The following is a 23,766-nucleotide window of genomic DNA, read 5'->3' on the forward strand; positions in this document are numbered from 1 at the left end:
GCCCTTGGCCATCGGCGCAGTGTTCAAACCGAATCCCCATGTCAGAAGCGCCCCACTACCTCGTGATCACCGTCGGCACCACCGGCGACCTCCACCCCTTGATGAGTCTTGCCCGCGGCCTGCAAACGCTAAGCCGGCAAGTCACCTTCATCACCCACAGCGTCCACGCCCCCGCGGTCCGGCAGGCCGGCATCCCTTGCCTCGGCTTGGGCCATGAAGAGGAGTACCAGCGACTGCTGCGCAACCCGGACATCTGGGATCCCAAAAAGTCCTTCTCTGCGCTACTGGGCTCCAGCTACCGCGAGGGGCTGGCGCAACTGCTCGAGCAGATTCGGTCGCTGCCGGGTCAGGCGCCCAAGATCGTTATCAGCCACCCCTTCTTGGTACCGGGGGCGGCCATCGCCCGCGAGCAAGGCTGGGTTCAATCGGTGGTGGCCGCCTACCTGGCGCCCTCCAATCTGAAAACCTGCCACGACCCCTTGACGATAGGCCCGACCACCATGCCCAGCTGGGTGCCGCTGTCTTGGCGCCGCGCCTTCTGGCGGTTTTTAGAAAAAGGCTGGATTGACCCGGTCGCGCTTTCACAGATCAATGGGCTCCGGCAGGCACACGGTTTGGCGCCGGTGAACTCCTTTTTGGATCATCTCGCGGCGGCGCCCGATCTATCGCTGACGCTGTTTCCGTCCTGGTTTGCAGCGCCCCAGCCGGACTGGCCACGCCCGATGATCCAAGGCGACTTCCAGTTGTTCGAGGCCGAGCCGGCTTCGGCATCCCGGCCAGCGCCGCTCAGCGAGTTATCGGCCTTTCTGGCGGCCGGCGACAGGCCGCTGGTCTTCACGCCCGGCACCGGCAATTTGCACGCCGCGAAGTTCTTCGCCTGCGCGCTGGCCGCCAGCCAAAAGCTCGGACGGCGGGCGATCTTCTTGAGCAAAGAGCGCGCGCAAGTGCCCGCGGATCTGCCGGCCTCGGTGCTGTGGCAGCCCTATGTGCCGCTGGCTAGTCTCTTGCCCCATGCCGCGGCGCTGATCCATCATGGCGGCATTGGCACCATGGCCGAGGCCTTGCGTGCCGGCACGCCGCAATTGCTCACGCCCTTCGCCTGGGACCAGTTCGACAACGGCGCCCGTGTTGCCACTCTTGGCCTGGGCCGCGTCATCCATGCTCAAGGTCTCAGTGCAGGCAAACTGGCCCGCGGCTTGCGTGCGCTACTCGCCTCCGACACCGTGCCCGTACGATGCGCTCAAATCGCCGGGCGTTTCCTGGCGCGCCGACCAGACGCCAGCGACTTGTGCCGCGACTTAGAGCTTGGCCTCGACCTGAGCGGGCCGAAGCCTAAGGCGCCTATCGAGCCTGCGCTCTCAAGCGTCTGAGGTAAAGGCGATGAAGGACAGTGACGAAAACATCGACAGCACCGACAGTGTGCCCGAGCGGCTGCTGCGCGCCGCAAAGCAATTCTTTTTGTCGGACGAATACCATCAGGTCAGCACCCGCCGCATCGCCGAGGCAGCCGGGGTCAACACCGCGATGATTCGCTACTACTTCGGCAGCAAAGAAGGTCTTTACGAGGAGATGATCAGGGCCGCCTTGATGCCCATCCTCGAAGCACTCGACAGCGAGGCACTCACCACCCGCCAAGGCTATATCGATTACCTGCGGACCTACTACCGCACCATGTCCGCGACCCCCGAATTGCCCAAGCTGATGTTCAAGGTGGTGGCGCTCAGCCAGGGGCCGGGCCAGCGCTTTGTGCAGCAACTGCTGGAGCGCGGCCAAAAGCGCGGCGCCCGCCGACTGAACGAGATGAAGCAAAGCGGGCAACTGGATGCCGGCTTGGACCCCGATGTCTTGCGAATGGCCTTCACCAGCTTGGCCGTGATGCCCATGCTCTTGAAAGAGAACTTCGAGGCCCAGATGGAGCGCCCCATGGACGAGGCCTTTTTGGATCGCCTGGCCCACTTCAATGGGGAGATGTTTGCGCAGGCCTTGAGTGCAGCGCTTGGAGCGGCCACCGCGAACGCCATGGGCAAGCCCACCGACGAAACGCCCACCGCATGAGAGCCTGGTTGTTTCGACAAGCGCTCGCCAGCGAGCGCAAACGCGCCGGCCTGCGGGCGCAGCAGAGCCAGTTGTCCTTCGGCAAGCTGGCCTTTCTGGACAATCAGGCTGCGGCCCAGACAAGCCCTGCGCGCGAAGTCGTGCTGATGCTGCATGGGGCCTGCGCGGATCACAGCAGTTGGCTGCGCTTCGCTCGTGCCTTGGGCAGCAGCTGGCGTTTATTGCTGCCCGACCTGCCGGGCCATGGCGAGAGCGCCGCGTCGCCTGAGATGGACTTGGGCATCGGCGCCCAAGCCGAACGCCTGATCGAATGGCTGGACAACCTGGGTCTGCATCGCCTGCATCTGATTGGCAACTCGATGGGCGGTGCGCTAGCGCTGCAGTTGGCGCATCAATGCCCGCAGTGGGTTCAGTCGCTGATCCTGATCGATGCCGCCGGCGCCGAGAGCCGCCCCAGTGCATTGCGACAGCATGTGGCGCAGGGTCACCCGCACCCGATGATCGAAGTCGACAGTCTGGCGGACTACCGAGCCATGCTGGACTGGGGCATGGCCCAAAAGCCCTGGCTGCCGCGTTTCATCATGCAGGTACTGCTGGCGCAAAAACGCCAGCGCCGCAGCGTCGAGCGCAAACTGCTGGCCGATCTGGAACGCGACCAAGATCAACGCCAGCATCTGGCCGGCATTCGCGTGCCAAGCCTGATCCTGTGGGGTGCTTTAGACCGTATCCTGCATGTCGACGATGCCCAGCTGCTAGCCTCGGCCATCCAAGGAAGTCGACTGCACATCTATGCCGATTTGGGCCATGTGCCCATGGTCGAGGCGCCCGAGCGGGTCGCCGCTGACTGCCGCGCCTTCCTTCTGGAGCAGCGCGCATGACCCGGGCCTGGCTGTTTGTGCATTTGCTGATGGTCGGTCTGTGGCTGGGTTGCGTGTTGACCGAAGCCTTGTTCGAGCGCGCCCTGCTCGGTCGCGGCAGCGCCGCCGAGTTGTGGCTGGCGCGTCTGCATTGGCGAGTCGACCTCTGCATAGAAATCCCCGCGTTTTGCGGCGTTTTGCTGAGCGGCGCGGTGCTGCTGCAACAGGCGCCCGCAGGCCCTTGGCTTTGGCTCAAGCTCGGTTTTGCGGGCCTGGCGATTGCGGCCAATCTGTTCTGTGTCGGGCTGGTTTGGCGTCGCTTGAAGCAAGCCGAGATCGGCGATGCGGCCGGTTTCGCCCGGACGGATCACTTGCAGCACCGCGTCGGCGCCGTGGTGCTGCTCGCCCTTTTGGCAGCCATGGGTGTGGGCTTCAAGATCGGTCTCCAGAGCGCCACATGAATCGCATTGCATGTGATGAGCCACAAGAGATCAAGCCATGATGGGGATCGGCCTGTTTCCTTTTGTCTTGCTGCCTTGGGTGGTGATCGGCCCGCTGGTATGGGCCTGCAAGGCTCAGTCGGCTTGGGCCCAGCATCGCGCGGTGGCCTGGATGGCGGCGATGATCGCCGCGTTGAGCATCTTGATCCCTTTGATTTCACTGCTGTATTCAATCGAAGACGCTGCGGGCGCTGCCCTGGTGACGGCCACACTCAGCCTGGCGACGTACTTGTCCAAGCTGATACTCGGGCCGGTGCTGAGCTTGCTGAAATGGGCGTACGGCGGGCACTTATCCCCGTAAAGTTCAGGTCATGCTGCCGGTTTAGCCCGCGGCCCCCGCCCCGTCTTTCGACTCCGACAATTTGTACGCTTCGCCCCCGATAAAACCGATGATGTTGAATTTTTCTGTGCGCACGCTGTGCGCGGCGGATGCCGTCGACCTGCTGCGTTTCGAGCTGGAAAACCGTGCTTGGTTCGAGCAGCATGTCGAGCCTCGGTTGACGACATTTTTCTCGTCCGAAGGCGTGAACGCCCACATCGCCGAGCTGCTCGAGCTGCATGCGCGCGGCGAGTTCCACCCTTTCGTGCTGATTGACTCGGCCGGCCGCATCGTCGGGCGAGCCAATTTGAAAGCCATCGACAGCGCGCGCGGCAGCGCCGAGCTGGGCTATCGCGTCGGCCAAAACTACGTCGGCAAGGGCCTAGCCAGTTTTGCCGTCGGTGAGTTGTTGCAGCAGGCGACGCAGCGCTGGCACTTGCGCCAATTGGAGGCCTTTGTGAGCGAGGCCAACCAGGCTTCGGCGCGAGTATTGCTGAAGCACGACTTTGTGCGCGCCGAATTGCAGCCCGGACTGGCGCGGGTGCAGGGTCAGACGCAGGACTGCTGGCGCTATGTGCGCGAGCTAGCCGCTCAATAAGCACTTTGGCCGCGTCTAAACGGGCGGCTCATTCCTGCCACCCGCCCGAAGCCTGCAAGACCTGACCCCAAACGCAGGCAAGCTGAACTCGCCGCCCCGCTGTGAAACAATATCGGCATGAAAATTTCTGCCCCCTGTATCGTTTCCCTGAGTTGGAGACTGGAAGACGCCCAAGGCCAGCTGATCGATGAGCTGACCGAAGCACTCGAGTTTTTCTATGGCGGTCAGGACCTGTTCGCCAAGGTCGAGGAGGCGCTTGAGGGCCAGGAAGTTGGCTTTCAAACCGTGGTCGGTCTTGAGCCGGAACATGCCTTTGGCGACTACGATTCCAGCCTGGTCTGCTTCGAGGCTCGCAATCTCTTCCCTGAAGAGTTGGAAGCCGGTATGCAAGTCGAAGGCCTGCCCGAGGGTGCGGTAAGCGAAGACATGCCCCGCGATGCGATCTATATCGTCACCGAGGTCTACCCCGAACATGTGGTGCTGGACGCGAACCACCCGCTCGCTGGCATTGGCCTGCGCATGCATCTGAAGGTCTTGGATGTGCGCGACGCCACCGAAGCCGAGTTGGAGGCGGGCAGCCTCGGCGAGGCGGTGTTTCAGGTCGCCAGTGGCGCCCCGCCAGATCAGCCCTTGCATTGAATTCACACGAAATCAGCCCACACCGCCCCGCCTAGCTTGGCCCAACCTCGGAGCAATCAAGTGGTCCCGCCCAAGCTCTCCGTTGACGGCATGACAGCGACTCTTCCAAGCTCAAGCTCGGTGGAGTCGTCGGATGCCGGTGCCACGGGCGCAAGCCCTTTGCAAGTGGCGCTGCGTGAGCGCGATGTGATCTTTGAGAACGCGGGCGTCGGCATTGTTTTTGTCAAACAACGGCAAATCCTTCGCTGCAATCAGCGCTATGCCGAGATCTTCGGCTACCCGGATGTGCAGGCCATAGTCGGCTCCAGCAGCATCGCCCTCTATCCCGACGAGGCGGCCTTCAAGCAACTCGGGGCGGCAGCTTATCCCGTCCTGGCCAGTGGCCAGCGTTACAAGACCGAGCGGCTGATGCGGCGCCAATCGGGCGAGCTGTTCTGGTGCGGCATGAGTGGCCGCCTGGTCAACCCGGAGGATCCGAGCGAAGGGTCGATCTGGACCGTCGATGACATCCATGAGCAAAAGCTCGCGGCAGCCGAACTCGACGCCATCACCACCGAGCAAAGGCTGATCTTTGACCATGCCATGGTCGGCATCGTGTTTTTGCGCGACCGCCGCGTGACCCAATGCAATCGCAAGTTCGAGGAACTGTTTGGCTATGCGCCCGGCGAATTGAACGGCAGCTCCTCGCGCCAGTGGTACTTGAGCGATGAAGATTGGGAGGCCGCCGGCCAGCGCTGCTACGAACCTTTTGCCGCAGGCCGCGCCTTCGAGGGCGAAATGCTCTTGCGCCGAAAAGACGGCAGCCCAGTGGTCTGCGAGGTGCGCAGCAAGGCCATCGACGCCAACGATCTGAGCCAGGGCTCGATCTGGATCACCATGGACATCAGCGCCCGCAAGAATGCCGAAGCGGCGCTGGTGCATGCCAAGCAGCAGCTGGAGCAGATGGTCGACGAACGCACCCGCCAGCTGAGCGAAACCGTCAAGGCATTGGAACAAACACTGCTGGAGCAGCAGGCCACCGAGGCCCGCATCCAGCAGCTGGCGCATTTCGACGTGCTGACCGGCCTGCCCAACCGCGCACTGCTGAGCGAGCGCAGCAGCCAGGCCATCGAAATCGCCCGCCGTGAGGGCCGTTCACTGGCGCTGCTCTTCCTCGATCTGGATCACTTCAAAAACGTCAATGACTCGCTCGGCCATCGCTTTGGCGATGAGTTGCTGAAGGGCCTGGCGCAGCGCCTCAAGGCAGCTGTGCGGGAGCAAGACACCGTATCCCGGCTTGGCGGCGATGAATTCATTCTGGTGCTGCCCAGCACCGACGCCGCTGGCGCCAGCAATGTGGCGACCAAGGTCATGGACTTGGCTGCCCAGCCCTTTCAAATCGAGCAAAACGAGATCACGGTGACGCCCTCGGTCGGCGTGGCCATGTACCCGAATGACGGCGAGGACTTCGAAAGCCTGTGCCGCAGCGCCGATACGGCCATGTACCGCGCCAAACAAGATGGGCGCAACACCTTTCGCTTTTTCACCGCCGAGATGCAGGCCCAGTCGGCCCGCACGCTCTTATTGGAAAACGCTCTGCGCCGGGCGGTAGAGCGCGAGCAGTTGCATCTGCACTACCAGCCCCAGGTCTGCATGCTGAGCGGGCAGGTGATAGGCGCCGAAGCGCTGCTGCGCTGGTCTCACCCAGAATTGGGCAATATCAGCCCGGCCGAGTTCATCCCGATCGCTGAGGCCAGCGGCCTGATCATCAGCATCGGTGAATGGGTGCTGCGGGCCGCGGTGCGGCAGTTGAAGCTATGGCAGGCCGAGGGTCTGCGGGACTTTTTCATGGCGGTGAACCTGTCTTCGGTGCAGTTCCGCCACGCCGATCTGCCGGCCTTGGTGACGCGCACGTTAGAGGAGTTTCAGATCGAACCGCGCCTGCTCGAGCTGGAGCTGACCGAAGGCGTGGCCATGGAAGACCCCCTGGGCGCGATCGCGGTCATGAGCGATTTGCACGCACGCGGCGTGCGGCTGTCGATTGACGACTTTGGCACCGGCTACTCCTCGCTCAGCTATCTGAAAAAGTTCCCGGTCTACAAACTCAAGATCGACCAGCAATTCGTCCGCGACCTGATCGACGACCCTGAAGACAGAGCCATCATCAGCGCCATCATCAGCATGGCCAAGAGCTTGGGCCTGCAAACCATTGCCGAGGGTGTTGAATTACAGGGCCAGCTCGACTTCCTGCGCGAGCAAGGCTGCGATGAAGTCCAGGGTTATCTATTCGGCCGACCGATGCCGGCCGACCAATTGATGGCCCGACTGATGAAGCCGGTCTAAGGCTGGGCAAATCAGCCGCAGCCCCGGCGCCTCAGGCCTTGCCGGTCGAGCCGAAGCCACCCTCGCCGCGCTGCGTGGCGTCAAAGTCGTCCACGCGCCGGAAGCTGGCCTGCACCACCGGCACCAGCACCAACTGCGCAATGCGCTCCATTGGCTCGATCACAAAAGCGCTTTGCCCCCGATTCCAGCAGCTGACCATCAGTTGGCCCTGGTAGTCAGAATCGATCAGACCGACCAGATTGCCCAGCACGATGCCGTGCTTATGGCCCAGGCCTGAGCGCGGCAGGATGATGGCCGCTAGGCCGGGGTCGCCGATGTGAATGGCCAAGCCGGTCGGGATCAGCGTGGTCTGACCGGGCTCCAAGGTGATGGCTGCGTCCAGGCAGGCGCGCAGGTCCAGGCCGGCGCTGCCGGGGGTGGCGTACGCGGGCAATTGCTCGGCCATGCGGGCATCGAGCACTTTCAAATCAACTGTGGTCATGGGCGTTGGGTGTATTGCAAACGCTCCGCAATCTCGCGCACCAATTCGCGCGCCAGTGTGAGCTTGTCGTTATGGGGAATCTCGCGTTCGCCCTCGGCGTCGATCAAAAGCAAGGCATTGTCATCGCGACCAAAAGTGGCCGGGCCGATATTGCCGACGATCAGCGGCACGCCCTTGCGGATCAGCTTGGCGCGGCCATGCTGGACCAGATCCTGGCTCTCGGCCGCAAAGCCCACGCAATACGGCCCCTGCGGCAAGGCAGCCACGGCGGCCAAGATGTCGGGGTTCTCCGTCATCGCGATGCTGGGCGCCAGGCCGCTGCCGTCCTTTTTGATCTTGTGATCGGCGGCGGCTGCGGGGCGCCAATCGGCCACCGCAGCGGTGGCCACAAAAACGCGGTGCGAAGCCGCCAACGGCAGCACCGCATCAAACATCTGCTGCGCCGTCTGCACATCGACGCGCTTGACGCCACGCGGTGTGGGCAGATGCACCGGGCCGGCCACCAGAGTGACCTCCGCCCCCGCCTCGCGTGCGGCGCGGGCGATGGCAAAACCCATCTTGCCGCTGGAATGATTGGTAATGCCGCGCACCGGGTCGATGGGCTCAAAAGTGGGCCCGGCGCTGATCAAGAGCTTCAGCCCCGCCAGCCGCTTGGGCTGGAACAAGGCGATCACTTCGTCCAGCAACTCGGCGGCTTCCAGCATGCGGCCGTCACCGACCTCACCGCAGGCCTGATCTCCATTTCCAGGGCCGAGCAAGAAGGCGCCATCGGCGCGGATCTGCGCCAGATTGCGCTGGGTGGCCGGGTGCGCCCACATCTCGCGGTTCATGGCCGGCGCCACCGCCAGCGGGCAGCGCTCGATCGGGCGCGCCAGGGCCATCAGACTCAGCAAATCATCGGCGCGGCCCTGTGCCAATTTGGCAATGAAGTCGGCGCTGGCCGGCGCCACCAACATCAAGTCCGCCTCGCGGCTGAGGTTGATATGGGCCATATTGTTGGGCTCGCGCGCGTCCCATTGGCTGCTCACCACCGGCCGGTTGGACAGGGCCTGCATGGTCACCGGGGTGATGAACTGCTCGGCAGCTTCGGTCATCACCACCTGCACGGTAGCGCCCGCCTTGCTGAGCAGACGCACCAGTTCCGCGGACTTGTAGCAGGCGATGCCGCCGGACAGGCCCAGCAAGATGTGCTTACCGCCCAGATGTTGAATTTCACTCATGCGCGCACTCTAGCTCAGAGCCCCGCTCAGGCGCGGCGGCGGAACACCACGTCCCAGACCCCGTGGCCGAGCTTCAGGCCACGGTTTTCGAACTTGGTCAGCGGGCGGTAGTCGGGCTTTTCGGCAAAGCCTTTGGACGTGTTTTCCAAGCCCGGCTCGGCCGACAAGACCTCCAGCATCTGCTGGGCATAAGGTTCCCAGTCGGTGGCGCAATGCAAATAGCCGCCGGGGCGGATGTGCTGGATCAGCTTGGCCACAAACGGTGCCTGGATCAGGCGGCGCTTGTTGTGGCGCGCCTTGTGCCAGGGGTCGGGAAAGTAGATGTGCACGCCGGCCAACGAGGCCGGGGCAATCATCTGCTCCAACACCTCGACGGCGTCGTGTTGAACGATGCGGATATTGCTCAAGCCACGCTCGTCGATGTGCTTGAGCAAGGCGCCCACACCCGGCTCATGCACCTCGCAGCCAATGAAATCGGTGTCGGCCAGCGTCTGGGCAATCTTGGCGGTAGCGTCGCCCATGCCAAAGCCAATCTCGAACACCAGCGGTGCCTCGCGGCCGAACACTTCGGCCGGATTCAGTCGCTCGGGCTTGAAGGGCAGCACAAATTTGGGGCCCAACTCGGCCAGGGCCTTGACCTGCCCCGAGCCCATGCGCCCGGCGCGCACCACAAAGCTCTTGATCGGCCGATGTTTATGGGCATCCGCTGCAGATTCGGCGGGGGCTAGGGGCTCCGGCTGCTCGGGAAGTTCTGACATAGGCTTGGAATGAGTAAGAGAAAAAGGAGAAAGACTCGCTGGCGAGGGGCGGCAAGTCTATCCGACCCGAGTCTAGCCGCCCCGGCTGGCGGGGCCACATGGCCCCGAGCCGGCGGGAGGAAAAGAATCAGCTCAGATGATCGAGCACGACATCGCTTGCGAGGAATGGGGTCGCCATATCGCTGATGATGCAGGCAGCCTGGACTTGCTCAATCGCGCGCTCAGCTGCGGCCGGGTCCGCCGCATGCACCCAGGCCAAGACCTCGCCGGCCTGGACCGACTCGCCCAAGGCGCGCATGGCAGAGAAGCCGACGCGGGGATCAATCAGATCCGAGGCCTGACGGCGACCGCCGCCCAACTCCACAACAGCGAGCCCGATGTCGCGGGTGCGCATGGCCGTCAACACGCCGCTGCGAAGCGCGGGCACCGGCAGCCGCACGGGCGCCTGCGCCAGATAGTGCTGCGGGCGCTCCAGCAAATCGCTCGGGCCACCCAGACCGGCCACCATGCGCGCAAAACGCTCGGCGGCGGCACCGCTGTCCAAGGCCTGTTGCAGCCGGCGTCGGGCGTCTGCTGTATCGCTGGCCAAGCCCCCCAATAGCAACATCTCGCTGCCCAAGGCCAGGGTCACCTCATGCAGCCGCGCCTCGCGCACGCCCTGCCCCGTCAGGTAACGAATCGCTTCGTCCATCTCCAGCGCATTGCCGACGTCGCGGCCCAACACCTGGTTCATATCGGTGATCAGCGCCCGCGTTGGCAGCCCGGCGCCCTTGGCCACCTCAACAATGCTGAGGGCCAATTCGCGCGCCATCTGCGGGGAGTCGGCAAAGGCGCCATTGCCGCATTTGACGTCCATCACCAGGCCTTGCAGGCCAGCGGCCAGCTTTTTGGACAAGATGCTGGCGGTGATCAGTTGCACGTTTTCGACCGTGGCGGTCACGTCGCGAATCGCATAGAGGCGCCCATCGGCCGGGGCCAGATCGCCGGTCTGGCCGATGACGGCGCAGCCGACCTCGCGCACCACGCGGTTGAAGAGTTCGGGCGCCGGCGTGCCGTTATAGCCGGGAATGGCGTCGAACTTGTCGCGGGTGCCGCCGGTGTGGCCAAGGCCCCGGCCTGAGATCATCGGCACATAACCGCCGCAAGCCGCCACCAGCGGTGCCAGCATCAGGCTGACCTTGTCGCCCACACCGCCGCTGGAATGCTTGTCCAACACCGGGCCGGGCATCTCAGGCCAGCTCATGGTGCGGCCGGAGAGCATCATGGCGCGCGTCAGCTGCACGCATTCATCGCGCCCCATGCCGCGCTGGAACACTGCCATGGCCAGGGCGGCGATCTGCGCCTCGCTCCAGCTGCCATCCACCAAGCCACGGACAAAGGCCTGAATCTGCGGCTCGCCCAAGACTTGACCGTCGCGCTTGGCGCGAATGATTTCCTGAGCCAGCATCGAGGCGATCAGTAGGCGGCGTCGGTCACCATCGCTTGCGCGCCGGACAAGACCGACTCGATATCAGCCAACAAGGCGCTGGCGCCAAAGCGCAGGCGACGTGGATTCAAGGCGGAGGCACCCAAGTGCTGCTCGGCCAGTTGCAGATAGGCCTGCGCATCGGCCACGGTGCGGATGCCGCCAGAAGCCTTGAAACCCGCTGCGCTGAAGCCACTCGCCGCGATTTCACGCAGGATCACGCCAGCCGCCTTGGGCGTGGCGGAAACCTTGCTCTTGCCGGTGCTTGTCTTGACGAAGTCGGCCCCGGCCATCAAGGCCAAACGCGCGCCCTGGGCAATCAACTCGCTGCTGGCCAGCTCACCGCTTTCGATGATGACCTTCAACGTCAGCGGCCGGGTGGCGTGGCGCACTTCGGCCAGGAACTCGGCGCACTCAACGCTCTGCCCTTGCATCAAGGCGCGGTAAGGCAAGACCACGTCGACCTCATCACCGCCGGCGGTGGCAATGGCTTGCACCTCGGCCAGCGTGCGGTTCAGGTCCAGCGCGCCGTCAGGGAAATTAGCGACGGCAGCGACGCGGATGCTTGCGGGCAAGGCCGCGCGCGCCTGCGCCACAAAGCGCGGCCAGACGCAGACCGCGGCCACATTGCCAAACGGCGTTTGGGCACGGGCACACAGGGCCTCGATATCGGCGGCGGTGTCGGCCTCGTTCAGGCTGGTCAGATCCAGGCATTGCAGCGCCAACTGCGCCGCATGTTTCAGCTCGCTCATCATGCCCCCGCTTGCAGAGAAGGCAGTTCAGCCAGGCCGGCCACCACCGCGCCCAGGAAGCCCGCGGCGCGCTCGCCCGACAGCTGAGCTTGCTGCAGCGTCAGCGCATGGGTCAGCGCTTCTGCCGAGAGGCCGGCGGCCATATTGGTCATCAAGGCCAGGCCCATGACGCGCAAGCCGGCATGGCGGGCCAGAATCGTCTCTGGCACGGTGCTCATGCCCACGGCGTCAGCGCCCCAAGCGGCGAACATGCGGATCTCGGCCGGGGTTTCAAACTGCGGGCCCAGCGCCCAACAATACACGCCCTCGCCCAGCGTCAGGTTTTGCGACTCAGCCACCTTCTTGGCGTGCTGGCGCAGCTCCAGGTCGTAGGCGCAGCTCATGTCGACAAAACGCTCGCTGCCGGGTTCGCCCACCAAGGGCGAGCGCTGCGGCGCGTTGATGTGGTCGCTGATCAGCATCAGGCTGCCCGGCGCCATATGGCTGCGCAAGGAGCCCGAGGCATTGGTCTGCAGCAGCACTTGCACGCCCCAGCCCTTCAAGCTGCGCAGAGCGCCGGCCATGCCGGTGCATTCGCCGCTTTCATAGGTGTGAGCGCGGCCGCGCAACATCACCACGCGCTGGGCGCCAATGGTGCCGACAACGATCTCGTTGACATGGCCTTCCACCTTGGGCTGAGGGAAAGCGGGCAATTCGGCGTAGGACAAATGCTTGGCGTCTTGCACCAGGCTGACCGCGCCGGCCCAGCCGGATCCCAAGACCACGGCAACCGCCGGTGCGGCACCGAACAGCTCGTTCAGCTTGGCCACGGTGCTGGCGATGGCGGGATTGAGGATGGCGTGATTGATCATTTTTCTAAACTCCACTGAAACTGGGATGACTCTTCAAAACGCATCAAGCCTTGCGGCTCAGATGCTCGGGGCCGAAGCTGAAAGGCAGCAATTCGCCCAGGGTCCACTGCTGGCGAATCCCCGAAGGATCGCTGGCAATGATGACAAGCTCTTGTCCTGCGAACTCGCGCAGCTTTTGTCGGCAGCCGCCGCAGGGCGTGATGATCTCGGGCCCTGGGCCCGTCACCAGCACCGCCTGAGCGCGGCGCCCGCCGGCCATGATCATGGCACTGAGCGCCGTGGCTTCTGCACACCAGCCTTGAGGATAGGCGGCGTTTTCCATATTCGCACCCACATGGATGCGGCCCTGCTCGTCCAGCACGGCCGCGCCCACGGCATAGCCGGAGTACGGCGAATGCGAATGCACACGCGCGGCAAGCGAGGCCTGCAGCAGTTGCTGCATCAGGTCGGGGCTGAGTGTCATGCGGCGTCCTATGTTCTTGTCTTCAACGTTCTTTGACATAGGGGCGGCCCAAGGCCTTGGGCGCCAGCGCTTGGCCGATAAAGCCGGCCAGCAAAACAACGGTCAGCAAGTAGGGCAAGGCCTGAATCAGTTGCACCGGCACCTCACCGATACCCGGGATGACTGCGCCTTGCATGCGAATCGCTACTGCGTCCAAGAAGCCGAACAAGAGGCAGGCCAGCATCGTCGGCACCGGCTTCCACTTACCGAAGATCATGGCCGCCAGGGCGATATAGCCACGGCCAGCCGTCATATTCGGAGAGAAGGCCGCGTTTTGCGCCAGCACCAGATAGCTGCCCGCCAAACCGCACAGCAACCCATTGATCATCAAAGCGGCATAACGCAAACGCGGCACAGACAGACCCGCCGCGTCCACCATGGCCGGGTTCTCGCCCACAGCGCGCAAACGCAGGCCTGGCTTGGTGCGCTCCAGAAAGAACCAAACGCCGGCCACCAAGGCAAAGGCCAAGTAGACCAAGAGGTTGTGGCTCAACAAGCCATGGCCGACAACGGCGCCGAGCCAAGGCCCCAGATCGGCCACGGCGGCGTCCAACTCACTCCAGGCCGGGATCAAGCCAGTCAAGCGCACATCGGCGGCCACTGGCGGGGTCTGCCCGCCCTGGGCGAACCAGGCAATGCCCAAGACCACGGTCAGGCCCGCCGCAACCATATTCAAGGCCACGCCGGACACCACTTGGTCCCCGCGATGCGTGACGCAGGCATAGCCATGGATCAAGGACATCAAACAGGCCACGCCGATGGCCGCCAAGATGCCCAAGCCGGTCGAGTGCGCCACGCTGGCCGCTGCGGCCGCCGCAAAGGCAGCAAACAGCATCTTGCCTTCCAGGCCGATGTCCACCACGCCCGAACGCTCACTGACCAAGCCGGCCAGTGCGCACAGCAGCAGCGGCGTACTGACGCGCAGCGTCGAGGCCAGCACCGAGCCGATCATGACTTCATCCATGGCGGGCCTCCTTATTCTTCTTTGTGGCGATGAGCGCGTACAGCCGCGCAAACGCCGGCGCACTGACGCTGGCCATGGCGCCGGCAAACAGCACGATCAGGCCCTGGGCCGTCACCACCATCTCTCGGCTGAAGCCGGGCAACTCAAAGGACACCTCGACGCCGCCCTGGTACAGCACGCCAAACAGCAAAGACGCCAAGATGATGCCGACCGGATGGTTGCGGCCCATCAAAGCCACGGCGATGCCAGTGAAACCGGCACCGGCCACAAAGTCCAGGGTCAGTTTGCCCTGCACGCCTGAGATTTCATTCACTGCCACCAAGCCAGCCAAGGCACCCGACAAGCCCATGGCGACCAGCACCTGCATGCGCGGCTTGATGCCAGCGTAGTGGGCGGCTCGCGGCGCGCTGCCGACAGCACGCAAGGCATAGCCCGCCCCGCTCTTCCACAGAAACCAGTAGACAAACAAACAAGCCAACAAGGCCAGCAAGAGGCTCAGATTGAGTGGTGAGGACGGCAGCTCGAAACCGAATTTAGCGGCGATCTCATGCAGACCCGGCATGCGAGCCGAGTCGGCGAAGTTCTCGCTCTCCACCGACATCGAGCCTTTTGGGCGCAGCCAGTTCACCAGCAAATAAACATTGAGGCTGGCCGCCAAGAAATTGAACATGATGGTGGTGATGACCACATGGCTGCCGCGCCAGGCTTGCAGCGCCGCTGGCACCAAGGCCCAGGCCATGCCGAACAAGGCAGCGGCCACGACCAGCAGCGGCAGCAAAACAGCGGCCGGCAAACTAGGCCCCAAGGCCAGCGCCAAGAGCCCCAAGCCAATGCCACCCAGCGTCGCCTGGCCCTCGCCTCCGATATTGAACAGGCCGCCGTGATAGGCCACCGCCACCGCCAGGCCCGTGAAGATAAAGGTGGTGGCGTAATACAAGGTGTAGCCGATGCCGCGCGAACTGCCCAAGGCGCCTTCCAACAAAACGCTCAGGGCCTGCGACGGGCTTTGCCCGATGGCCAGCACCACGCCGCCGGCCACGAGCAGGGCCACCAGCAGATTCCACAAGGGCAACAAGCCGACATCGATCCAACGCGGCAAGACAATGGCTTGACCGTTGCTCATGCCGACACCCCCGTTGCTTCGGCTTGAGCGGCCATCATCATTCCCAAAGTTTTCTCGTCACAGGCCTCAATCGCCAATTCACCGGTGATCCGGCCGCCGTTCATCACAATGACCCGGTCGGCCAAGGCCAAGATTTCATCCAACTCACTGCTGACCACCAGCACCGCGCAACCGGCGTCGCGCATGGCACGCAGTTGGTTGTGGATGAACTCGATGGCGCCGATGTCCACACCACGCGTCGGTTGGCCGACCAGCAAGACTCGCGGCGCCTGACCGATCTCGCGCGCCATCACCAGCTTTTGCTGATTGCCGCCCGAGAACTTGGAGGAGCCCAGCTCCACATTGCGCGGCCGCACATCAAAGCGCTCTTGCATCTGCGCCGTCTGCTCGCGCATCAAGGCTTGATTCATGCACAGGCCACCAGGGCCGCTGCGGTACTGGGCCTGATCTTGATAGCCCAGCACAGCGGTTTCCCAGGCCGGGAAGCCCATCACCATGGCGCAGGCATGGCGGTCTTCCGGCACATGGGCCAGTTTCAATTCGCGCGCGCGCTTCGGGTTCAACCAGTCGCCCGCAGCCGCGTCAAACTCGGTCGCGCCCAAGTGCAGGCGCCCCGCATCAGGCGCCAACATGCCGGACAGAATCTCCAGCAACTCGCTCTGACCATTGCCCGAAACACCGGCCACGCCGACGATCTCGCCGGCATGCAGGCTCAAGCCCAAGTCAGTCAGCAAGGGCACGCCGTTGGCAGCGCGCAAACTCAAACCCTCAGCGCGCAGACGCACCTCGGCCTGCTCGGCTTTGGCCCCAGCCTTGCGACCCAAATTCACTTTGCGCCCGACCATGGCTTCGGCCAGATCTTCCGGGCTGGTGTCCGCGATAGCGCGGGTCTGCACCACTTGGCCGGCGCGCATCACCGTAACTTCATCGCACAAGGCCATCACTTCCTTGAGCTTGTGGGTGATCAAGATGATGGTGGTGCCGCGCGCCTTCAGGCGGCGCAGGGTTTCAAACAGTTGCAGGGTTTCTTGCGGCGTTAGCACCGCCGTAGGCTCGTCCAAGATCAAGATCTTGGCGCCACGGTAAAGCGCCTTCAGGATCTCCAGACGCTGCAACTCGCCCACCGGCAGGTCACCCACCAAAGCATCCAGCCGCACATGCAGGCCGGTGTCTTGCATCAAGGCCTCAAGCTTGGCGCGCACGCTGCGCTTAGCCGCATTCAAGAAGAAGGCGGGCTCGGCGCCCAGCATCACATTGTCCAGGCAGCTGAGGGTGTCGACCAGCATGAAATGCTGGTGCACCATGCCCAAGCCCAGGGTGATGGCTTGCTGTGAGTTGGTGATCTCAACGCGCTGGCCATCGATCTCAATATGGCCCGCGTCCGCCTGGTAATAGCCATAGAGAATAGCCATCAAAGTGCTCTTGCCGGCGCCGTTCTCGCCCACCAAGCCATGCACGCTGGCAGCGGCCACGCTCAGGCTGACCTCGCGGTTGGCCTGCACCGCACCGAATCGTTTCGAGATGGCGCACAACCGAACGGCAGGCCGCCCCGAGCCGGGCGCCGCGTCAGGCCCAGCGCCCTGCACAACTTGCTTCATGATGAATGGAGAATTTTTGTCGGAAGCGAGTTCAGTACTTGCAGGCGCCGTCGGCCATGTAGTCGGCGACCTTGACCTTGCCCGAGACGATGTCGGCCTTGATGGCCTCGACCTTGCTCTTGAGCGCAGGCGTCACCAGCTTGGCGTTGTGTTGATCCAGCGCGTACTCCACGCCGCCTTCTTTCAGGCCCAGCACCGTGGTGCCGGCCTTCCAGCCCTTGAGCACGTTGTAGACCGCCACATCGACATTCTTGACCATGGAGGTCAGCATGGTGCCGGGCTGCAGATGGTTCTGGTTGCTGTCCACGCCGATGGCCAAACGGCCTGCGTCCTTGGCGGCCTGGTAGACGCCAGAACCGGTGCCGCCGGCAGCAGCAAAGACCACGTCGGAGCCCTTGGCAAACTGGGCCTTGGCCAACTCACCACCGCGGGTGGGGTCGTTCCAGGCGCTGGAGGTAGTGCCGGTCATATTGGCGAAGACCTCCACCTTGGGGTTGGTCGCCTTGGCGCCCTGCTCGTAACCGCATTGGAATTTGCGAATCAAGGGGATGTCCATGCCGCCCACAAAACCAACCTTGCCGGTCTTGCTGACCAGCACCGCCATGGCGCCGACCAAATAGCTGCCCTCATGCTCCTTGAACAAGAGCGACTGCACATTGGGCAACTTCACCTCAGCGTCCACGATGGCGAACTGCGTCTTCGGGAATTCCTTGGCCACTTGTTCCAGCGCCGAAGCCTGGGCGAAACCGACGCTAATGATGGGGCTGGCGCCACGCTCGGCCATGCGGCGGATGGCCTGCACCCGCTGGGTGTCGTTGCTGATTTCGAATTCGAGGTAAGGCTTGCCGCTTTCTTGCTTCCAGCGCTCCACGCCGCGGTAAGCCGACTCATTGAAAGACTTGTCGAACTTGCCGCCCATATCAAAGATGACGGCCGGCTTGCTTTGCGCAAAGGCCTGGGCCGACAAGGCCAGCAAAGCCAGCGCGAACGGCATAGCAAGCAAGGGCGAAACACGCTTCGAGGCAGCGGCGCGAGCAAACGGCGAGAAGGCAATCGTCATGGCTTTGAACAGGTAACAGCGATGAATGGGCGGCGCGGGCCCGGGGGGGCTACGCCGATGTTGAATACGGCAGAAGCGGCAATGAAGGCGAAAACACCTTTAACGCCACAAGCGCCAAGTCCGGCATTGTAAGAAATCAGAGTGTATCGACAGGCAATGGAAAACGCTAAACGTTTGCGTACGCATTTTTTGCATCAATTAGCGTATTTTTTTGTCTATTACAACATTTGACGCACTGATTCGCGGGCTCGTTTGTACCTTTGAGCCGACCCCGACCGCCCCAAACTACCAACACCAAAGCACTGGCCACCCGCCCAGGGACAGCGCTTTGAATCAAGTACAGTCGGCACGCGAATCGCCCTGAGCACCGGGACCACACAGTCCGCCAGGCAAAGACCCTCGCCGATAAAAGCTAAAAAGAACCTGGAATCACCATGATTGCGCCCCATCGCTCGCTGCGCAAGCACAGATACTTTGCCGCTGTCATTGCGAGTCGGCCAGGCGGCTTCGCGCGCCACTCCATTTCCGCTCCTGAGGCCCCACGGACATGACCAAGGCTTTTGAAAAATCTCTCAGAAAGGGGTTCCCGGGCCTCTGGAGCCCGGCACTATTGATCCTGCTCGGCCTCAGTGGCCTGACCGGTATGGAGCGCGCCGAGGCGCAAGATGGCTCGCTGGATCTGACGACCATCCCCTTTGAAAAACTGACGCAGACCGACGTCATCACGGCATCCAAGCTGGCCAAGCAGGTCAGCGACTCGCCTTCGGCGGTTTCGATCGTCACAGCCGACGATATCCGCACCTTTGGTTACCGGACGCTGGCCGATGTCATCAACGGCATGCGCGGTCTCTACACCACCTACGACCGCCGCTACGAATATCTTGGTGGGCGCGGCTTTGGGGCGCCCGGCGACTACATCGGTCGCATCATGGTGCTGGTCGACGGCAACTCGGTTCAGGACAATATTTACAACCAAGCCTATATCGACAACTCCGGATTGCTGGACTTGGAGCTGATCGACCGGGTTGAATATGTGCCGGGCACCGGTTCGGTCACCTATGGCAACAATGCCTTGCTGGGCATCATCAACGTCATCACCAAAAAGGGCAGCGACTTCAATGCCGCTCAAGCGGCCGGTGAAATCGCCAGCCACGGTGGGCAAAAGCAACGATTCACCGTCGGCAAGCGACTCGACAACGGCAGCAATATGCTGGTCTCGGCCTCGCGCCAACGCAGCGACGGCCAGTCGCTTTATCTGCCCTATTTCGACACGCCCGAACAAAACCATGGTCTATCTGTCGGTCAAGACTATGAAAACAGCCAGCGCTTTTTCGCCAAGCTTGAATTCGAAGGACTGAGCCTGCAGGTCGCCAAGGCCTCGCGCACAAAAGCCTCGCCAATTCCGAAGAAGGAAAACGCCTTCAACCGAGGCTATACGCTGACCGATGCCTCCAGCCATGCCAGCGCGCAATACGACTTCAATATCGTCAGTGGGCTGAAGTCCGTTTCGCGCCTGTATTACGGCCACTACGAGGACCTGACACGGCGCGAGTACGGCGATCCGGACCCCAAAGAGTTTTTCCGACAGAACAAAACCCATGGTCAATGGGCGGGGCTGGACCAAAAATTTGCGCTGACCCTGCTGAAGGATCACACCATCATCTTTGGCCTGGAATACCGCGATGACTTCCAACAAGAAGTGCGCGCGGTCGCGCTAGACGCTGAGCGCAAGGAACAGTTCGAGTACTCCAAGTCGCCATTCAGCAACAAGACCTACAGCCTGTACGCCACCGATGAGTTTTTGCTCAGCAACACGCTGACCGCCAATATCGGCATTCGCTACGACAAGCCCAACGCCACCGACTGCACCGTCTCGCCGTGCGTCAGCTACGCGCACAAAGCCGCCATCAGCCCTCGCTTGGCCTTGGTCTACACCCCCGGTTCGCAGGCCACCATCAAGGCCTCGTACAGCCAGGCCTTCCGCCTGCCGAACCCCTACGAAATCAACACACCGGCGCCCTCCTCCTTGTTCAAACCCGAACAGGTGAGCGCGGCCGAACTGGTGTTCTCGCATGACCTGAACCCCACGCTGCGCTTCACGGGGTCTGTTTACGATTACCGACTGGCAGACCAAAGCTATCGCCCGGCCGCCACCGGCGAACGCCGTTTCGACGGCAAGAGCAAGACACGCGGTCTGGAAGTGCAGGTCGATCAAAGCTGGCGCAATGAGATCAAGTTGCGCGCCAGCGCGGCCTGGCAGTCCGCCAGTGATGTGGAAGGCAAGCAACTGGTTAACTCGCCGCACGGTTTGGCCAAACTCAATCTAAGTTGGCCGGCCATTGAAAATGCGGTGCGTGTGGGCCTGGAGGCCCAATACGTCGGCCCCCGCCTCACCCAGGAGTTACGCGACAGCAATCACATCCAGGTGCGCGAGGGTCGTCGTATCGGTGGTGTCAGCCTGCTGAACCTGTCCCTGACCTCGACGCGCACCTGGTACGGCATTGGTGCGGTGCTCAGTGTGAAGAACGCACTCGATCGGCGCTATGAAGTGCCTGCCGCCGACACCCGTTATTCGGATAGCGGCGCGGTGCTTGACACCATGGCGATGGACGGCCGGACCTTCTGGTTACAGCTGAGCATGGACTTCTGGAGATAGGGATGAAGTTGCCCGGTCTCCTTCTCGCTACGGTGTTGAGTTTGGGAAGCGCGATGCCCGCGCTAGCCCAGGCCCCGGCACAGGCGCAGCCGGTGCCAGAGTACGTGATGAAGGCCACCTATCTGTACAACTTCATGGTGTTCTCGGAATGGCCCAGCCAAGACCTACAGCCCCCAACGACCCCGCGTGAAGGACTCAATCTCTGCGTTTTTGGCCAAGACAGCTTTGGCTCGGCCCTGTCCAATCTCGAGGGAAAGAACGTCAATGGCCGGCGTTTGAGCGTGCTGCGAATGAACCATTTGCCCGGCATCAAGAAATGCCATCTGCTCTTCATCACCGAGCGTGAGGCGCCAAATATGCCGTCGATACAAAGCTCGCTCGGCGATGCGCCGGTGCTGACGGTGGCCGATTCACCGCTCGCATCGGGTGCCGCAATAATGCTGTCCGTGGACGGTAGCCGGCTGGTGTTCGATGTCAATGTTCAGCGCGTTAAAAAGCTGGGCATCAATCTCTCATCCAAGGTTCTGCAATTGGCCCGCAGCACCAACTGAATCGGCCAGCTTTTCCACTCTTTTTTGCACTCAACATCCAGCGCCCAGCATCAGTGAGCACCCTCCCCGCCATCGACGGCACTTCCACCGGCGACGAGCCCAAGGCTGAAGTCGGCAGCCAACGCTTGTCCTTGGTGACGCGCCTTGAGCGCATCCTGACGACAGCGATGGGCGCCGCCCTGCTGTTCGCTCTGGTGCTGATCAGCAGCCAGGAGGTGTTGAGTCAGCGCGCCGCTGTCACCGAGGGCAGTCAAGCTTGGCTCAATACATTGGCGGTACAAGCGGCCTCGCCGCTGGTCTTTGACGACCCCAAGGCGGCCGGTGAAATTCTGCGCGCCACCAGCATCTACCCAGGCCTGCAAGCCGCCTACATCCTGCGGCCCGATGGCTCCACCATGGCCCGACATCTGGACGATTTGCAGGCGCCGCTGTCGGCCGAGTCCTTGAAGTTGTTGCCAGCATCGGCCTATTTCGACCGCGCCCTGCTGATCTCGACCCCGGTGCTGCTGTCCCACGAGCAGGTCGGCACCGTGGTGGCCAAGATCGATCTGACGCCCATGTGGCGTTCGGTGCTGCGCTTCGGCGTTTCTTTGATGGTGGCGCTGGGTGTGTCCGGCATTGCGGCCTCGCTGCTGGCCCGCCGTTTTCTGCGTCGCGCCCTGCAACCGCTCGCTGGCCTCAAACAGGTGATGGACCAGGTGGCCGAGCAAGAACGCTTCACGGTGCGGGCGGCCCTGGTGGCCAATGACGAGGTGGGCGACTTGAGCATCGTGTTCAACCATATGCTCGATCAAATCGTCAAACGAGACGGGCTGCTGGAAGACAACAACCGCCGCTTGCTGGCGCTGAAAGAGGCGGCCGAACAAGCCTCCACCACCAAGAGCGCCTTTCTGGCTTTGATGAGCCATGAGTTGCGCACACCGATGGCCGGTATCTTGGGCATGCTCAAACTCGGCCTGCGCGGGCAGATGGAAGACTCGGTACGAGAGCGGGTCGAGTTGGCCTGCAAGAATGCCAATGCACTGCTGCAGATCGTCAACGACTTGCTGGACGGCTCCAAGATTGAAGCCGGCAAGCTGAGCCTGGAGTGCGTGGACTTCGCCCTGCAAGCCTTGCTCGACGACGCCATGCAATTGCTGCAAGAACGAGCCAGTCAAAAGAGCGTCAACTTTGCGCTACATGTCGACCCGCGCCTGCCGGCCTTTTTGAAGGGCGACCCGACCCGCCTGCGCCAGGTCTTGCTCAACTTGGTCGGCAACGCCATCAAGTTCACCGAGCAAGGTGGCGTCAGCGTCAATGTGCGCTTGCAGGCACCAGCCGATATCGCGCCGACCTCAGATCCAGACGCGCCACTCTGGGTGCATTTCGCGGTGCAGGATTCCGGCATCGGCATCAGCGAAGAAGCGCAAAGCCGCATGTTCCAAAAGTTTGAGCAGGCCGATATGTCGACCACCCGCAATTTCGGCGGCACCGGTCTGGGCCTGTCGATTTGCAAGCAATTGGTCGAACTGATGGGCGGCCGCATTGGCATGCACAGCGTGGCGGGCCGAGGCAGCACTTTCTTCTTTGACCTACCCTTGCAACAAGGCCAGCAACCGGAGGAAAAACCGCTGGAGGATTTGCGTCCGCATGAGCACCAGTTGCATGTGCTGGTGGCCGAAGACGCCGAAACCAATCAGCTGATCATCAAGGCCGTGCTGTCCGAAATGGGGCACACCTTCACCCTGGTCAGCAATGGTGAGAAAGCCTTGGAGGCGCTGACCCAGGAGAGCTTCGACCTGATCCTGATGGATGGCCGGATGCCGATCATGGATGGCTTGGAAGCCACCCAACATATCCGCTCAGGTTTCTGGGGCGAGTGGGTGTTTGCCGAGCGCGACATCCCCATCATCGCCCTGACCGCCAATGCCTCCGAACTCGACAAGGCCAAGTTCCTCGCCGCCGGCATGACGGATTTCCTGCGTAAGCCGGTCGATGAGGTGGCCCTGCATCAAGCCCTCAGTCGGGTGATTGCACAACGCGCGGCCCTCGGGCTGATGCTGAAACCCCGGGCGCCCGTGGACGCAGCCGGCGACGCCGACTTGGCCGGGCTGGATGCTTTGCTCAAACAAACCGGCGACGACTTCTTGGACGCCGCCGCATCGGCGCAGCTCGCCCCCAAGCCCGAAAAGCAGGCACCGGACCGCGCCCAACGCGTGACCGAACTGAAGGAGCAAATGCTGCTTGCCTTCCGCGCCCAAGCCCCCTTGCGTTTCCGGGAAATCGACGCCGCGGTGAAGGCCCAGGACTGGAACGGCGCCGCCATTCTTGCGCATGGCATCAAGGGTTGTCTGGCCTTTATCGCCCCGACCGGCCTGGCCTATGAGCTGAGTGACTGGCTAGAGCGCATGGCCGACAACGAAGAGGAAGCCGAGTTCATCGAAAGCTTTGACTTGCTCAAGCGTGAATTGCAGACCAGCCTGGGCATCACCGACGATGCGGAAGGACAAGCTTGA

General features: G+C 62.7%; 22 protein-coding genes. 11 read left to right on the forward strand and 11 right to left on the reverse strand.

What is annotated here, in order from left to right:
• Positions 1–38 precede the first annotated feature (38 nt).
• From WG899_RS03250 to WG899_RS03285, 8 genes are all read left to right on the forward strand, one after another.
• The gene (locus WG899_RS03250) at positions 39–1,370 is read left to right on the forward strand and encodes a nucleotide disphospho-sugar-binding domain-containing protein (RefSeq protein WP_339594172.1); all 1,332 of its coding nucleotides are present in this window, start codon (positions 39–41) and stop codon (positions 1,368–1,370) included.
• A gap of 10 nt (positions 1,371–1,380) precedes the next feature.
• Positions 1,381–2,055, forward strand: coding sequence for a TetR/AcrR family transcriptional regulator (locus WG899_RS03255; protein WP_339594173.1), 675 nt, complete (start codon positions 1,381–1,383; stop codon positions 2,053–2,055).
• On the forward strand, positions 2,052–2,933 hold the full coding sequence (locus tag WG899_RS03260) for an alpha/beta fold hydrolase (RefSeq protein WP_339594174.1): 882 nt from the start codon (positions 2,052–2,054) through the stop codon (positions 2,931–2,933). Before WG899_RS03255 ends, WG899_RS03260 begins: the two co-directional genes overlap by 4 nt.
• Complete coding sequence (locus tag WG899_RS03265; protein WP_339594175.1) at positions 2,930–3,373, forward strand: hypothetical protein; 444 nt, start codon at positions 2,930–2,932, stop codon at positions 3,371–3,373. The genes WG899_RS03260 and WG899_RS03265 overlap by 4 nt, the downstream gene beginning before the upstream one ends.
• A gap of 37 nt (positions 3,374–3,410) precedes the next feature.
• On the forward strand, positions 3,411–3,713 hold the full coding sequence (locus WG899_RS03270) for a hypothetical protein (protein ID WP_339594176.1): 303 nt from the start codon (positions 3,411–3,413) through the stop codon (positions 3,711–3,713).
• Positions 3,714–3,804: 91 nt separating this feature from the next.
• Entirely contained in the window at positions 3,805–4,329 is a 525-nt protein-coding gene (locus WG899_RS03275) for a GNAT family N-acetyltransferase (protein ID WP_339594177.1), read from the forward strand.
• A gap of 117 nt (positions 4,330–4,446) precedes the next feature.
• Complete coding sequence (locus tag WG899_RS03280; RefSeq protein ID WP_339594178.1) at positions 4,447–4,968, forward strand: FKBP-type peptidyl-prolyl cis-trans isomerase; 522 nt, start codon at positions 4,447–4,449, stop codon at positions 4,966–4,968.
• A gap of 90 nt (positions 4,969–5,058) precedes the next feature.
• Positions 5,059–7,290 carry an EAL domain-containing protein gene (locus WG899_RS03285; protein WP_339594179.1) on the forward strand — a complete coding sequence of 744 codons (2,232 nt, stop codon included), beginning with the start codon at positions 5,059–5,061 and terminating at the stop codon, positions 7,288–7,290.
• A 31-nt stretch (positions 7,291–7,321) separates the two neighbouring features.
• On the opposite strand, the gene dut is transcribed toward WG899_RS03285, so the two are convergent.
• From dut to WG899_RS03340, 11 genes are all read right to left on the reverse strand, one after another.
• Positions 7,322–7,771: a dUTP diphosphatase gene (gene dut, locus WG899_RS03290; protein WP_339594180.1), complete on the reverse strand. Its 450-nt coding sequence runs from the start codon at positions 7,769–7,771 to the stop codon at positions 7,322–7,324.
• A complete protein-coding gene (gene coaBC, locus WG899_RS03295; RefSeq protein ID WP_339594181.1) occupies positions 7,768–8,991 on the reverse strand; it encodes a bifunctional phosphopantothenoylcysteine decarboxylase/phosphopantothenate--cysteine ligase CoaBC in 1,224 nt (407 codons plus the stop codon). The genes dut and coaBC overlap by 4 nt, the downstream gene beginning before the upstream one ends.
• Before the next feature lie 26 nt (positions 8,992–9,017).
• Entirely contained in the window at positions 9,018–9,749 is a 732-nt protein-coding gene (trmB, locus tag WG899_RS03300) for a tRNA (guanosine(46)-N7)-methyltransferase TrmB (RefSeq protein ID WP_339594182.1), read from the reverse strand.
• 127 nt (positions 9,750–9,876) lie between these two features.
• Positions 9,877–11,196, reverse strand: coding sequence for a thymidine phosphorylase (gene deoA / locus WG899_RS03305; protein ID WP_339594183.1), 1,320 nt, complete (start codon positions 11,194–11,196; stop codon positions 9,877–9,879).
• A gap of 8 nt (positions 11,197–11,204) precedes the next feature.
• Positions 11,205–11,966, reverse strand: a complete 762-nt coding sequence (deoC, locus tag WG899_RS03310; protein WP_339594184.1) for a deoxyribose-phosphate aldolase — start codon at positions 11,964–11,966, stop codon at positions 11,205–11,207.
• Complete coding sequence (locus tag WG899_RS03315) at positions 11,966–12,817, reverse strand: purine-nucleoside phosphorylase (protein WP_339594185.1); 852 nt, start codon at positions 12,815–12,817, stop codon at positions 11,966–11,968. The genes deoC and WG899_RS03315 overlap by 1 nt, the downstream gene beginning before the upstream one ends.
• Positions 12,818–12,860: 43 nt before the next feature.
• Complete coding sequence (gene cdd, locus WG899_RS03320) at positions 12,861–13,280, reverse strand: cytidine deaminase (RefSeq protein ID WP_339594186.1); 420 nt, start codon at positions 13,278–13,280, stop codon at positions 12,861–12,863.
• A gap of 22 nt (positions 13,281–13,302) precedes the next feature.
• Entirely contained in the window at positions 13,303–14,283 is a 981-nt protein-coding gene (locus WG899_RS03325) for an ABC transporter permease (RefSeq protein WP_339594187.1), read from the reverse strand.
• Positions 14,276–15,406, reverse strand: a complete 1,131-nt coding sequence (locus WG899_RS03330; RefSeq protein WP_339594188.1) for an ABC transporter permease — start codon at positions 15,404–15,406, stop codon at positions 14,276–14,278. The genes WG899_RS03325 and WG899_RS03330 overlap by 8 nt, the downstream gene beginning before the upstream one ends.
• Positions 15,403–17,004, reverse strand: coding sequence for an ABC transporter ATP-binding protein (locus WG899_RS03335; protein ID WP_339594189.1), 1,602 nt, complete (start codon positions 17,002–17,004; stop codon positions 15,403–15,405). The genes WG899_RS03330 and WG899_RS03335 overlap by 4 nt, the downstream gene beginning before the upstream one ends.
• 31 nt (positions 17,005–17,035) lie before the next feature.
• Entirely contained in the window at positions 17,036–17,998 is a 963-nt protein-coding gene (locus tag WG899_RS03340; protein WP_339594222.1) for a BMP family lipoprotein, read from the reverse strand.
• Positions 17,999–18,674: 676 nt separating this feature from the next.
• On the opposite strand from WG899_RS03340, the gene WG899_RS03345 reads away from it, so the two are divergent.
• The 3 genes from WG899_RS03345 to WG899_RS03355 are packed head-to-tail and all read left to right on the forward strand — an operon-like array spanning position 18,675 to position 23,766.
• Complete coding sequence (locus tag WG899_RS03345) at positions 18,675–20,720, forward strand: TonB-dependent receptor plug domain-containing protein (RefSeq protein WP_339594190.1); 2,046 nt, start codon at positions 18,675–18,677, stop codon at positions 20,718–20,720.
• 53 nt (positions 20,721–20,773) lie between these two features.
• Positions 20,774–21,271: a YfiR family protein gene (locus WG899_RS03350; RefSeq protein WP_339594191.1), complete on the forward strand. Its 498-nt coding sequence runs from the start codon at positions 20,774–20,776 to the stop codon at positions 21,269–21,271.
• Positions 21,272–21,324: 53 nt separating this feature from the next.
• Positions 21,325–23,766 carry an ATP-binding protein gene (locus WG899_RS03355; protein WP_339594192.1) on the forward strand — a complete coding sequence of 814 codons (2,442 nt, stop codon included), beginning with the start codon at positions 21,325–21,327 and terminating at the stop codon, positions 23,764–23,766.

This window comes from Paucibacter hankyongi (genome assembly GCF_037482915.1).
In the GTDB taxonomy this organism is placed as follows: Bacteria; Pseudomonadota; Gammaproteobacteria; order Burkholderiales; family Burkholderiaceae_C; genus Paucibacter_A; species Paucibacter_A hankyongi.